Annotated in this window: 10 protein-coding genes and 1 pseudogene; 4 read left to right on the top strand and 7 right to left on the bottom strand. The window is 50.3% G+C overall.

All coding sequences use genetic code 11. From position 1 onward, the window contains the following. Positions 1-53 precede the first annotated feature (53 nt). Together crtB and pds are read right to left on the bottom strand one after the other, a co-directional pair. Positions 54-986 carry a 15-cis-phytoene synthase CrtB gene (gene crtB / locus ACN4EK_RS26610; RefSeq protein WP_431661323.1) on the bottom strand — a complete coding sequence of 311 codons (933 nt, stop codon included), beginning with the start codon at positions 984-986 and terminating at the stop codon, positions 54-56. A gap of 55 nt (positions 987-1041) precedes the next feature. After that, the gene (gene pds, locus ACN4EK_RS26605; protein ID WP_431661322.1) at positions 1042-2472 is read right to left on the bottom strand and encodes a 15-cis-phytoene desaturase; all 1431 of its coding nucleotides are present in this window, start codon (positions 2470-2472) and stop codon (positions 1042-1044) included. A 193-nt stretch (positions 2473-2665) separates the two neighbouring features. On the opposite strand from pds, the gene bchI reads away from it, so the two are divergent. From bchI to ACN4EK_RS26585, 4 genes are all read left to right on the top strand, one after another. After that, positions 2666-3781 (top strand): magnesium chelatase ATPase subunit I, encoded by a 1116-nt coding sequence (gene bchI / locus ACN4EK_RS26600; RefSeq protein WP_431661321.1) that lies wholly within the window; start codon positions 2666-2668, stop codon positions 3779-3781. A 138-nt stretch (positions 3782-3919) separates the two neighbouring features. Beyond that, positions 3920-4696, top strand: coding sequence for a Uma2 family endonuclease (locus tag ACN4EK_RS26595; RefSeq protein ID WP_431661320.1), 777 nt, complete (start codon positions 3920-3922; stop codon positions 4694-4696). Then, complete coding sequence (locus ACN4EK_RS26590; RefSeq protein WP_431661319.1) at positions 4693-5628, top strand: amino acid ABC transporter permease; 936 nt, start codon at positions 4693-4695, stop codon at positions 5626-5628. The genes ACN4EK_RS26595 and ACN4EK_RS26590 overlap by 4 nt, the downstream gene beginning before the upstream one ends. A 106-nt stretch (positions 5629-5734) precedes the next feature. Next, positions 5735-5917, top strand: coding sequence for a PCP reductase family protein (locus ACN4EK_RS26585; protein ID WP_431661318.1), 183 nt, complete (start codon positions 5735-5737; stop codon positions 5915-5917). Between the two features lie 109 nt (positions 5918-6026). On the opposite strand, the gene ACN4EK_RS26580 is transcribed toward ACN4EK_RS26585, so the two are convergent. The 5 genes and pseudogenes from ACN4EK_RS26580 to ACN4EK_RS26560 all read right to left on the bottom strand — a co-directional run. After that, positions 6027-6221, bottom strand: a complete 195-nt coding sequence (locus ACN4EK_RS26580; RefSeq protein WP_431661349.1) for a DUF2949 domain-containing protein — start codon at positions 6219-6221, stop codon at positions 6027-6029. A 573-nt stretch (positions 6222-6794) separates the two neighbouring features. Beyond that, positions 6795-10481, bottom strand: coding sequence for an adenylate/guanylate cyclase domain-containing protein (locus ACN4EK_RS26575; protein WP_431661317.1), 3687 nt, complete (start codon positions 10479-10481; stop codon positions 6795-6797). A 351-nt stretch (positions 10482-10832) separates the two neighbouring features. Next, positions 10833-11942, bottom strand: a complete 1110-nt coding sequence (locus tag ACN4EK_RS26570) for a hypothetical protein (RefSeq protein WP_431661315.1) — start codon at positions 11940-11942, stop codon at positions 10833-10835. A gap of 147 nt (positions 11943-12089) precedes the next feature. Further along, the gene (locus tag ACN4EK_RS26565) at positions 12090-13589 is read right to left on the bottom strand and encodes a tetratricopeptide repeat protein (protein WP_431661314.1); all 1500 of its coding nucleotides are present in this window, start codon (positions 13587-13589) and stop codon (positions 12090-12092) included. A gap of 103 nt (positions 13590-13692) precedes the next feature. After that, positions 13693-13996, bottom strand: a pseudogene (locus ACN4EK_RS26560) (hypothetical protein); the annotation flags it as partial.

Below are 13996 nucleotides of genomic sequence, written 5' to 3'. Positions count from 1 at the left end.
ATCAATCTACCTTTCACTGATAGCACACTTCCTGTAACACGGTGGCTTCAGGCTTACAGCACCATGGCTCTGAGACGGGCGATCGGTAAACAAGTGAGTTTACGGGGCCCAGAAACATAGGCACGTTTACTGAACACATCGTAATCATTGCGTTCGATTACATCGAGAATGCCCCGATACAGAATCAAGGCTGCCCAAACTGGGAACCGGGCATCCGCACTGAGGGCACTAATGCCAGATTCCGCTGTGGCAAACACCTTCCGGGCCCGTTGGATTTGGAAGCGCATTAATTCTCGCCAGCGTTCATCTACCACACCGTTGAATAGATCGGCTTCCGAGTAATTGAATAAGGCCAATTCCTCTAGAGGTAGATAGATCCGACCCCGACGGGCATCTTCTCCGACATCCCGCAGAATATTAGTCAGTTGGTTTGCCACCCCTAACGCGATCGCCTGCTCCGTTGGATCAATGGTGGAACGATTGGCTTGTGCCCAGGGAGCGGTTGGCAACGAGTTATCAACTCCCATTACCGCTAAGGACATCAGACCGACAGTTCCGGCAACACGATAGCAGTAGAGTTCCAGGTCTTCGTAGGTGGCATAGCGCGATCGATACAAATCCATCCGTTGTCCGGCGATCATGTCCCGGAAGGGCTGGATATCGATCGGAAACCGTTCCAGGGTATCAACGAGGGCAACATCCGCATCTTCCAGCGCATGTCCGGCAAAGATTGACTCTAGCTGCCGCTCCCACAAATCCAATGTTTCAGGAGTAGTGAGACTGGCACGCGGACCATCCACGAGTTCATCGGTTCGACGGCACCAGACATAAATTGCCCAGATCGCTCGTCGCTTTTCCTCTGGCATCAGCATCGTGCCAAGGTAGAAAGTCTTGGAATATTTCGCGGTGATCTGACGACAGAGTTCGTAGGCATCCTCCAGGGAAGCCAAAGGTTTCACGCGAGAGTGGTTGGGCAATTGCAGCATTACCTTAGGAGCGCTTTACGAACGTTGCAGGGAAAGTGAGCAGAGCAGAGTGGGTTTAGTGAGTTGCCACGGGTTCGCTGGCAGAAGAGTTCACCTGGGAAAACTCTGCTAACGGCTGACTGGTCACAATTGCCTGCGCTGTCAGCTTACCAGAAAGTACGGCACCCTCCATACTTGCCAGATAGCGTTGCATCGTGAAATCCCCTGCAAGGAAGAAGTTCGCGATCGGCGTTGTCTGCTCAGGACGGCAGGCTTGGCGACCGGGTGTAGCAGTGTACACCGATCGAGGGGTTTTCACCACCTTGAATTTCAGCAGTTTAGCAGGATTTTCTGTGCAGAAATGATTCGGGAAAAGTTTCTCTAACTCCGTCATCGTCACTGCCACAATTTCCTCATCGGACTTACTAATCCAGTCCTTCGCCGGAGCTAGCACCAGTTCTAGCATCGAGCGATCGGGGTTCGCATACTCCCGACAGGTGTTGCTCATGTCGGCATAGACGCTAAGCAATGATGAACGCGAAAACAATAGATGATCAATATCGGTTAACTTGCGATCGAACCAGAGATGCAGGTTGATGACGGGTACGCCTTCTAGCCCGTTCAGCTTTTGGAAGTACTCCATCTGCTTCCAGGGTTCTGGCAACATCACCTTGAGGGGATCAACGGGCATTGCTGAGACATAGGCATCGGCTGTCAGGATTTCATCCGGTGCGCCATCCAATCCTCGGATCAGAAATCCCCGCACTGAGCCATCGGGATTTAATAGAAACTCTTTTACAGGCGCATTAATCCGAACTTCGCCACCTCGTTCCGTGATGTAGTCCACTAACGGCTGACAGAGGCGCTCCGTAGGAGAACCATCCAGAAACGCCATTTTGGAACCATTCTTTTCTTGCAAAAAGCGGTTCAGTGCCGTCAGGATCACGGTAGAAGAAATTTCGTCAGGCCCAATGAAGTTCAGCGCTTTGGACATGGCAATGAAGACTTCTTTCTCAACCCGAGGGGGCACATTTTGCCGCTTCAGCCACTCCGAAAACGAGTATTGATCCATGTCTTCGACATAGCGTTGGCCCTGAATCATGGCGGGAATTAGCCCTAAGCCAAAGCGAATTTTTTCGCCCCAGGTCAGCATGTCGTTGTTGCTGAGAATGGCGGTGATGCCATTGAAGGGAGCCGGAATGTCCGGAAAGTCGAAACGCGAGTAAACCCCCGGATGATCCGGTTGGTTGAAGATCATGGTGTGTTCTTTCCACTGCAACCGATCTTCAATATCCAACTCTTTGAATAACTGCAACATGTTGGGATATGCCCCAAAAAAGATATGCAGTCCGGTTTCGTACCAGTCTCCGTCTTCGTCTTTCCAGGCAGCAACCTTACCGCCCAACACATCCCGGCGTTCTAGAACGATCGGGGTATGTCCGGCATCGGTAAGGTATTTGGCGCATGATAGCCCCGCTAAGCCCGCTCCCGCGATTGCAACTCGCATGTAATTTCTTCAGAATTTCTTCAAGGTTGATCCGCTCTCATTATACGTTGCATTCCGTTACATTTTTCGGCACGACTGAAAGAATGGCAACTTTATTCGCCGCATTTATGCTCATTTGGGGCAGAGGAGACACCCGGCAATATGGCACAATGAGAAACAGTGATTTGAAGTCCTTGATTTTCCAGGTAAACCCGTGAGTCCTACTGCGAACGCGATCTCTGCTGAAAATGGTCGAGCTATCCACTCTGCTGCCACTCGTCGTCGGGCGGTATTCCCGTTTACGGCGATCGTCGGTCAGGAAGAAATGAAACTAGCCCTGTTACTCAACGTGATTGATCCCAAAATTGGCGGGGTAATGATCATGGGCGATCGGGGCACTGGAAAATCCACGACAATTCGTGCCCTGGCAGACCTGCTCCCCGAAATTGAAGTTGTGGCGGATGATCCCTTCAATAGCCATCCCAGCGACCCCGAACTGATGGGAGATGCAGTACGACAACAGCTTGAACAAGGTTTGGATGTGCCTGTTGCTACCAAGAAAGTCATCATGGTGGATTTACCTCTTGGCGCGACGGAAGACCGGGTGTGCGGCACGATCGATATTGAAAAAGCCTTATCCGAAGGGGTGAAAGCCTTTGAACCAGGACTATTAGCGAAAGCGAATCGTGGGATTCTCTACGTCGATGAAGTTAACCTACTGGATGACCACCTGGTAGACGTACTGCTCGACTCCGCTGCCTCTGGCTGGAACACCGTCGAGCGGGAGGGCATTTCGGTTCGTCACCCGGCTCGTTTCGTGTTAGTTGGCTCTGGCAACCCCGAAGAAGGGGAATTGCGACCGCAGTTACTCGATCGCTTCGGGATGCACGCCGAAATCCATACGGTGAAAGATCCGGTTTTGCGGGTACAGGTGGTGGAGCAACGGACGGAGTTTGACCAAGACCCAGAAGCGTTTCTGAATAAGTATCAGTCACAGCAGGATGAGTTACAGCAACGTTTAGTCCGGGCACAGGAACAACTGAAGCATGTGACGCTAGATTATGATTTGCGCGTCAAAATCTCCCAGGTGTGCGCTGAACTGAATGTGGATGGGTTACGGGGTGATATTGTCACCAACCGGGCAGCTAAAGCGATCGCGGCGTTTGAAGGTCGGACGGAAGTGACCGTGGATGACATTCGCCGGGTCGTTACCCTCTGTCTGCGCCATCGGTTACGCAAAGATCCCTTGGAGTCGATCGATTCGGGTTACAAAGTTGAGAAGGTGTTTAACCAAATTTTTGGTGAAGCCATTCCTGAAGCAACCAGTTAGTAGGCTTTGCTAAGGTTGAGTGACATCGGGTGGGTTTTAGCCCTGTTTCAACAGAATCTTCCATAGACCTGTTAGCTAAACCCGCCTTTATTGGGCATTCAACTGATGCTCCGTCACATTTAAGCAGGTCATCGTCTTATGGTTACAGCGAAGTATCCCGTTGCACAAACTGACCCGCCTCGCTCTCCCCGAGACACCCTGCCGACCATGTATGACTTGCCCAGTGACAATCCCCAGGAGCCAGGATTGCCGGATGAATTTCATGATCTGCAACCGCAATTGCTGAGTGCTACCCTGCGGCTCAGCCATTATTCGTCTGAGCAACTGTTTACAGGCACCGATCTCAATCTCTACTACGATATTCGTCATCTTCTTAGATACAAACGTCCTGACTGGTTTTTAGCCTTAGGAGTGCCTCGTTTGTATGACGGCACAGAGTTGCGAATGAGCTATGTCATCTGGCAGGAGGGCATTAGTCCATTTGTCGTCGTTGAGTTGCTATCCCCTGGAACCGAACGTGAAGATCTAGGACAGAGCCAACGGCAGGGTGATCAGCCTCCGACTAAGTGGGAGGTATATGAGCAAATTTTACGAGTTCCTTACTATATTGTCTTTGATCGCTATAACGATCGCTTACGCGCCTTTAGTTTGCAGGCAGGACATTATCAAGAACTGGCTTTAGCAGAACCAAAAGTTTGGATGCCAGAACTAGAGGTCGGTTTGGGATTATGGCAGGGGAGGTATCAAGGCATCGATCGCCAATGGTTACGCTGGTATGGGGGTGATGGGACGTGGTTATCTACCGACGCAGAACTGGAACGACAACGGGCAGAACAGGCAGAAGCCGAGTTAGCTACTTTACGTCAACGGTTACGGGAACGGGGAATTGATCCTGATGAGTTGCTGATGCCATGACTGTCAATTCTAAGAGTTCGGTGTGGCGCGATGTGCGGTTTTGGCAGTTTGCCGGACAGGCGATCGCGGTGATTCTGATTGTGTTACTGCTGGCATTTTTGGGTAGTAACCTGAATCGGAATTTGCAACAGTTGGGGATTCGGTTAGGATTTGGCTTTCTCAACTCGCAAGCCGGATTTACGATCGGCGAAACGCCCATTCCCTATCAACCTTCAGATTCCTATAGCCGCGCCATTCTGGTGGGATTAGTCAATTCACTGCGGGTGATTCTTTCTGGTTTGGTGCTGGCAACGATCGTGGGATTAACGGCGGGAATTGCGCGATTATCCAATAACTGGTTAGTGCGGCAGTTGGCACTGATCTATGTGGAAGGATTACGCAATTTGCCCCTGCTGATTCAGCTATTTTTTTGGTATTTCGCCATCTTCCTCAGCCTGCCACTTTCCGATCAAGCGATCTCCTGGTTCGGTGGGCTATTCACCTTCAGTAAGAATGGTGTAGGACTACCCGGCGGCTTACAACTGTCATCCGAGTTCTCTGCTCTATTGTTAGGGCTGGCGCTTTATACGGGCGCATTTATCGCTGAGATTGTGCGATCGGGAATTCAGTCGGTGCCCAAAGGACAATGGGAAGCTGCGAAATCCTTAGGGTTAACCTTTGCTCCCACCATGCGACTGGTGATTTTGCCCCAGGCATTACGGGCGATCGTGCCGCCATTAGGCAACCAATATTTGAATTTAGCCAAGAATTCTAGTTTAGCGATCGCGGTGGGCTATCCCGATCTATATGCCGTATCTTCAACCACGTTTAATCAGACTGGTCGCGCCGTTGAGGTGATGATGTTAATTTGTGCGACCTACTTAACAATTAGCTTAATCATTTCCTTGTTATTGAATTGGTATAACCGATCGGTGCAGCTAATCGAACGATAATAAAGGAATATGTGGCTCCGACGAGAGTTCATATCCCTAAAGCGTACAATGAGAGAAATTAGCCCAAATGTTACGCTTGAACTGACTATAAGGTTTGATTGATAGCATGAGTGAGTTTGGAACAAGTGGCTTGAAGTGGACACCGGAAGCCAAAGCCAAGTTTAAAAATATTCCCTTTTTTGTGCGAACTCAGGCACGACAACGAATTGAGCATTTAGTTCGAGAGGCAAATTTAGACATGGTGACAGTAGAGATCGTGGAACAAGCCAGAGTGGAATTTGGGCAGTAGTGGGGCAGCATTGCCATCAACAGAATGCTGGTTGTCAGTGATTTGCAGTTCAAAAAGTATCGGTTAGACGTAACAACTGAATCCTGACACTCTTCTGTGGTCTATGTCGTTATGCTGCCTCTAGCCAGTCAAAAATTTGCTCTAGTTGCTCGATCGACACTAAACCGTATTGCCACAGGATCATGGGTAATGGCCCTGGGTCTTGTTGGCTATGACGCAAGGCGATCGCGATCGACATAGGCGAGAGCGCTAGTTCCTCTTGCAAAAAATGGATTAACTGATGGTCTGTACGATCGGATTCCACGACTAGCACGATTGAACTCCCTGAAGATAAACATTGAGCCGCAAAGTAGATCTATGATTCAGACGGTTGAACTGCAATTCGAGTTCAGTCCCGTGTTGCTGTTTGGTCGGGTTGACTGAGGTTAAGTACCTTAGCACAACCTGCATCCGATTGAATGTGGCAATCATAGTAAGCAAGGGGATGGGATAACACCTCATCCATAGGGTTGACCTGATCGGGTGATTTCACTCCTGACACTGCCCTCCACCGAACTAGCAATGCCCAAACATCGGCATGATTGGTTGGGAACCAGAGGTCACATCACCATTCGACGTTTGCCCCATCATCTACGTTGCTCCACATACGTTATGTCATTCTCTTAAATCACAAGCTTGAGGATTTGACCTTAAAGATTGATTGCTGTACGTAACAAAATCGCAAAGAAGCCACTATGTATAGAATGAACTCTATGTAAAATCAAGTTCTGGCACTATATGTAGTAGCCAGAGCTATTATGAAAATTTATGGCTGAGGATCTTCTGTTCTGCCAAGGGTTAAGCAAAATTACCGAGTATCCTGGTTGTTCAATCTGGTTCAACCTGGTTGCCGATCGATGAGCCAGTAGGTGGTCATTTCGCCCTTCCCCTTGACTTCGATCGTGCCCCGGTGGTCAAAGCGATATTTCGTTTTCAACCGTTGATAGGTGGCTTCTGTCACCTGGATCGCCCCCGCCAGACCATGCGCCTCCATCCGGCTTGCCATGTTGACCGCATCCCCCCAGAGGTCGTAGATGAATTTTTTCTTCCCAATTACCCCAGCAACCACTGCCCCAGTATTAATGCCTACCCGCACTGCAATTTGTTTGCCTTCATAGGTACGGAAGTGTTGAATCGCGGCTTGCATATCCAATGCCATTTCGGCGATCGCTTCGGCATGATCGGGACGGGGGTTGGGTAATCCCCCCACCACCATATAGGCATCGCCAATGGTTTTAATTTTTTCCAGTTGATGCCGTTCACATAAATCATCAAATACTAGAAAAATCCGATTCAGCAGACCGACCAGATCGGCGGGAGAAATATCGGCTGACAGAGTCGTGAAGTTAACAATATCCGCAAACAGCACCGTGACCTCATCGAAGCTATCCGCAATTAATGCCTCACCACTGGATTGGTCAAATAACCCTTCGTTTTGTTTCAGCCGTTCCACGATCGGATTCGGCAGGATATTCAGGAGGAGCCGTTCAGATTTATCCTGTTCCGCTTTCAGGGCTTCCTCGGCTTGTTTGCGTTGGGTAATGTCTTCAATCACCCCCAGGATGCCAATCACCCGCCCTTGCAAATCATGAATCGGAATTTTACTGATATCCAACCAAATGGTTTGCCCATCCGGTGCCGATTTCACCTTGGATGCCGTCAGATGGAGTTGGGGGATATCGGTTTCAATGATCCGGCGATCCTGGGTACGGAACTGCTCGGCAATGTCGGGATTGGGTAACAGGTCATAATCTGTTTTACCGATAATCTCCTCCGTATTCTGGAAGCCAGCCGCTTTTGCCCAGTTTTCATTACAGCCTAGAAAGACCAGATTGGTATCTTTCCAAAACACCTGTTGCGGAATATTGTTGAGAATTAACCGCAGGTATTGTTCTTTTTCCTGGAGGGCAGCTTCAGCCTGTTTGCGATCGGTGACATCCCGCGCCGCCCAGACGACGGAATGGGCATCGATCGCGGAAATATTAGCATCTGCCCAGACCTCTTGCCCATCAATCATCAGACTATATTCCACCTTGACGGTTTCATCCCGATCGAGGGCTTGATGGATACACCGCAAAAATTTAGTTGCCAATTCTGCTGGGTAGAGTTCTGGCAGGGTTTTGTTAAGTTGCGCTTCAATCGGTTGCAACAACAGCCGAGGATGGCTGGAAGGAATCCGCAGACAACGCCCGTGGCGATCGAAGACGTAAATCAAATCGTCCATTGCCATTAACAGCGCCCGTAACTCCGCATTGGTCGCTTGCAAGGCTTCTTCGGCGCGTTTACGTTCTCTGGCTTCAATCCCCAGTGCCACCAAGTCCGCCATCGAGCGGGCAAAACTTTGTTCTTCCAACGTCCAACGGTGGGCGGTCAGGCGTTCTAGACAGAGGACTCCGACGGTTTTGCCACCCGAGCGAACGGGAGTATCTAGCAATGATGTAATGCCGTAAGGGTTCAGATAGTGCTCGGCAAACTCAGAGGTGCGGCTGTCCTGAAGCGCATCATCGGCGCTAATCGCAAAGGCTTCATCCAACGCCCGAAAATAGGCTGGAAAGTCCGTTGCCATTAATTCCGTACCTTCCGAGTGCTGCTCAGTACTGCGTTCATATAAATCTAAACACCGTAATCGGGCAGCCCCGCGATCGTAGAACCAGACCGCCGCTCGGTCTACTTCTAAGGTACGAGTTGCAGCTTCGGTGACTTCCTGTAAGGCAATTTTCAAATCGCCCTGATTCAGGACGGTACTTTTTGCCAGATCCAGCAAGACCTGATTTTGTTTCCGTAGCCGTTGTTCGTTCTGCCGCAAGCCAGATTCAGCTAGTTTGCGATCGCTGATATCCCGAGCCACCCATACCACCGTTTCCGGCGTGAGGGGCGAAACATTCGCAGAAAACCAGCGCTCCGCTCCGGCGATCGGCAGACAATACTCCACACTGACGACCTGGTGGGTTTCCAGGGCTTGCCGAATACACGCCAGATTTTGGTCTGCCTGAGCCGGAGGCAGGAGTTCATGCACTGTTTTGCCAATTTGCTCCTGGGTCGGTCGAATTAATTGAGTAGATTCACTGGAAACAATCTTTTGGCAGCGTCCATCCCGGTCATACACGATCACCAGATCGGTCATGGCGGTAAACAGGGTACGTAACTCTGCTTCCGCCGCGACCAGAGAAGCGGTACGTTCCGTGACGCGCTGTTCCAGAATTTCATTGGTTTTTGCCAGCGTTTCAAACGATTCGCGTAACTGCTGTGCCATGCGGTTAAACGCCTTTGCCAGCGTCTCTAGTTCAGCAATGCCGCGAGATTGTACTGCCTGATCCAGTTCGCCATTGGCTAACGCTTCCGAAGCTTGGCTGAGGCGGAGAATTTGGCGGGTGATCCAGCGTGAGGTGATAAAGCCAACCAGGATGGCAACGACTAAAGCAATCACACAGGCATAAAGTGTGTTGCTGGTGTTTTGATTGATCTGTGCCATAAAGTCGGATTCTGGCACGACGACGACAATCAGCCAGTCGATGCCCCAGCGATCGCGCCACGGCATGACTTGGAGAAATTGCCGTTGATCATGCAGAAAAAAATCGAGTTGCTCACTATTACCAATCTGTTCCAGGCTACCGAAGTGCTGCTTGAGATAGGTGATCGTTTCCCGAATTAAGGGATCGTTACTGTTGATCGCCTTGACCCGAGCGGCTTTACCGTTAAGTAGGCGGTAGGGTTTTTCCTGAAGGGATGAGGTGGCAACCAGCTCCCCCGATCGCTCCAGAATAAATGTGGCTCCATTGGGGCTGACCTTGATGTTCTGGAGAAAATTACTAATCTGGCTGAGGATATGGTCAACACTGAGTACGCCCAACAACTGCCGGTTGCGATCGTAAAGCGGATAATTTGCCGAAATCGATAAAATTTCTGGTTTATCGTCCCACTGGTAAATCGAACTCCAGGCTGGTTTACCCGCTTTAACAGCATCGATATACCAACCCTCGCTCAGGGGATTATAGTCTGGCACGATCCCCTTAATTTGCTGACGATTCCCACGATTATCAGTGGTATAGGCAAACAAACGATTGTTAGTGGCGGCAGATCGTTCATTGATCAGCAATCCCCCTGTATTTAGCCGTTCCACCCCAATGAAGTCACCTCGGGGATTGCCAAAGCTAATGTAGCCGACATCAAGTGTCTGCATTTGCCGCCAGAAGTACTGACCAATGCGGCTAAAATTATTCAGGTCAAGTAAACCCAAATCGACAGCATCGGCATTGAGTCGATTAATTTGGATTGGGGTTGCCAGGTATTCATCCAAATGTTGCCGAATCCGGTTGCCATTTTCGGTTCGCAGTTGTGAGGCAACCTGATTAACCGCCCGTTGCCCATTGGTGAATGACAACCAGCCAACAATCCCCACTGCCGCCATGATTTGCAGGATAAATGGCACCACCAGCACCAGATGCAAAGGAACTTTGCCCAACCAGCGAATAGTGCGATGCTTGGCTTGGGACAGAATTGGTGCCGATGTTCGATCCGACATCATGGTAACAATTCCTTAAGCACTCAGAGGACTGGACGATTGCACACCAGTCATAGAAGCAGAGTGCCCGACGGAATAGCCATTGGTGGGATGGATTACGTGATGAGAACAGTGCATGTGCCAATGGCTCCAGGTCAGATTGTCACGACAGGAAAACCCAGTTCGATCGCCACTTCAGCGATCACAGAGGAATCCTCAGCAGAGGCACCTAGGGGATGTCAGTAATTATCTCCAATCCCAGTTTAGACGCAAACCTAAGACTGAGTAGGAACAATCGCCTTTCCTCCTAAAATACCCACTTCCGCCGCTAACTGCTTCACCGGATGACAATCCCCATCAGGATCAAGCCCACTCCTAACAACCATACCCAGCCCCGTTGAATACAGGTTTCAATTGCTGGTTTTGATATTGGTAGATGCCGAAGCTCGTGCTTTCATAGCCATTATTACGCACCATCACCTCTTCAACGCCGTCACCATTGACATCTAGAGTACCCACGACATCATACGGAGTACGGGTGACGGGAAATTCGTAGGGCAACACCTGGCTGGAGATCACCTGAGGTTGACCGTCTTTATAAGTCAGCCAGATATTGGCATAGAAGGTACTGCGTTGACCGCGATCGCTTCGCCGGGAAGAGTCAGTGGTCATCAATTTCGGATCGCGTCCCTGCCGCACCTGTCCAAAGATTTCGGGCTGTCCATCGTGATCCAGGTCAAAGACCTGAATGTTCTCAATCACAATTGCCTCAGAGGCGGGGACTTTTTTGCCTACTGGATCAGCCGCCAGGACTGACTCCGCCAGCTTCAGCACATCGGGTTTGTATGGAGCTGTTTCCGTTGGCAGGGCTGGTTTGTCGGCAGGTGGGGGATTAAATTGACTGGTCGCGATCGTCCAGCGCCAGGTTTCATCAAACTCTTTGCCAGCCATACTGCCCTTGAAGGCTCCAGCGTGATCAGGCGGTAGGCGATCAAACACTGCCTGGAGCGACTTTTCATCAACAAATTTGCCCTGTCCAGTCAGGAAGGCGGAACACGCAAACTGACTGACTCGCAGCTTATTGACTTTAAACTCGCCCAGGGTATGGTCCTGGTTCAGTACCGTAAAAGTTTTAATGGCGCTGAGCAGGCTTTGAGGTTGGGTATTCTGCACCAGGATATCTTCTTGAAAGTCATCGCGGATTTGGGGAGTGACATCGCGGCTAACATCCACGTAGCTATCGTTGATATATAGGGCGATCGGGTAGACTTCGCCCCGCAGTTGATTTGTTAAGTTATCTTTTTTAACTAAAAATAACGCCACCAGATTATTCGGGAGAGCGGGAGTGCTGACCATCATCGGTTGTTCGGGATTTGCCGCAACGGCGACCTGAGAACTCGTCTCGCGATCGGTCGTTGGTTGGCAGGCGGTGATCCCACTCAGCGCTAATAGGATGATAAATACAGATAATAATTTTTGGTTCATACGTTTTCCTCAAACCCTATCACAGAGAACAGTAAATCTAAACACACCAAAAAACACTGAGTTTCCGTCAGCGAATCAGGACGATCGCCAAAATCACCTAATTGGCTGAATTGACTGAATTACTGGAACTTTCGCCGCCGAATTTCGTTAGCTGTGATGACCAAACCACTTCCGAGATTTCAGTTTAGTCTGTAACCGTTGCCGTTCATTCAGGGCAGGTTGAAATGTTGGGGCGATCGCGATTGCCTGATCATAGGCAGCCAGGGCTTCGGGCAAGCGTTTCAGTTCTGCTAAGGCTAGACCTCGCCAGTACCAGTAGTCCGGGATGTTTGTCTGAAGCCGGATCGCGCGATCGTAGGCAGTAATGGCTTCTGGATAATGCTTGAGTTGGTGTAGGCTGCGTCCGCGCCAGTACCAGGAGTCGCCGTTATCAGGATTGAGTTGAGTCGCGCGATCAAAGGAGAATTCGGCTTCGGGAAAGCGACCCACCCTTGCCAATGCCCCGCCCCGCCAATGCCAGGTTTCGGCATCACTGGGATTCAGTTGTAAGGCTCTGGTATAAGCCGCGATCGCCGCTTCCAGTTGTTGTTGTCCATAGAGGGCACGACCTTTCCAGTACCAAACCTCTGCCGCATCGGGGTTAAGTTGGCTGGCCTGGTCATAACAGGCGATCGCCGCGTCAAATTGCTGCTGATTCAGGAGCGTTTCTCCTTTCTGCAACAACTCTTGATACTGATCCAGGGTGTCCTGATTGACAACTGTGGTGCAACTCAGGTCAGCGGTTCCCGTGGTCTGATCCACAAAACAGTGCAGGGTATTCAGGACTTCCGTGGCAGATTGGTAGCGATCGCGGAAATTATAGCGGGTCATTTTGTCCAGCAGATCGGCTAATTCGGGGCTGAGTGAGCCAGGGACGCGATCGCGCCAGAGCAATTCACTGGTTCTGGGATCTTTGGGCAGTCGCTTTGGGGGCAGTCCAGTCAGAGCTTGGATCGCAATCATGCCCACACTATACAAATCACTATTAAACCGGGGTTGTCCTGCCAGTTGTTCGTTTGGCATATAGCCCTGGGAGCCGATCGCGATCGTCAGGCTGGAATGTCCGGGGAAGGCTCCAGTTTGCGTATGAATTTGCTTGACAGCGCCAAAGTCAATCACCGCGATCGCCCCATCCTTATTGCAGCGAATCAAATTCGAGGGTTTGATGTCCCGGTGAATAATCTTGTGTTGATGGATAAATTCAATTACAGGCAAAACCTGGTTCAGATAGTTAATCACATAGGCTTCTCCCAGAGGACGCTCAGGTAATAGTTCCTGGCTGAGGGGATAGCCCTCCATGAACTCCAACACCAGATAAAAGTTTTCGTGGTCTTCCAGGTGCGCCAGAAGCTTAGGAATATAGGGGTGTTTGCCTAACTTGTAGAGAATCTGGGCTTCCTGGTCAAATAAGCGCTGGGCGGTTTCCAGGATCTGCGGATCATCGGATTGGGGCTGAAATTGTTTCACCACACACAAGGGCTTTCCTGGCAAATACTGATCCTCTGCCAAATAGGTTTGCCCAAACCCCCCGGCTCCCAGGTGCTTAATGATGCGATAGCGTTTCCCCAGTATGACCCCAATCATGGGTGAAGTTGCATCCTCTACCAAACCACGTCCACACCCTTAAATTACCCTGATGTGAGAGAGGGATTACCAATTTCCTAACTGTTTTCGATCTGTTTTCGCTTTGTTTGCGGTCAATACACCCGGATCACCGATCGCGCTGCTGTTTCACACTGGCTAACTTCAGATCGTACTCTTGAATTTTCTGTTGTGCCAGGTCGTAGTCTGGGCTGGAGGCGGGTAAGGCTTTTAAGCTGCTAATAATCAGTTCGTACTGTCCGGCAATCAGTTCCCAGTCTTCCTGCGATCGTGCCAATTCCGTTGCTCGGTTGACGATCGTTTCAAATCGTTCTAGTTGGGAGGATAGCTGATCAATGGCAGCAGGTGTGACCGCCGGATCGGGGGTTGGCTCAAGGGGGGGTGAGGTAGGTAGCTGTCTCTTATACACATCT

Origin of the sequence: Pantanalinema rosaneae CENA516 (genome assembly GCF_050753385.1) — a bacterium.
Lineage (GTDB): Bacteria > Cyanobacteriota > Cyanobacteriia > Leptolyngbyales > Leptolyngbyaceae > Pantanalinema > Pantanalinema rosaneae.
The sequence above is the reverse complement of the archived record's forward strand: the minus strand, read 5'-3'. Positions and strand labels throughout refer to the sequence as shown.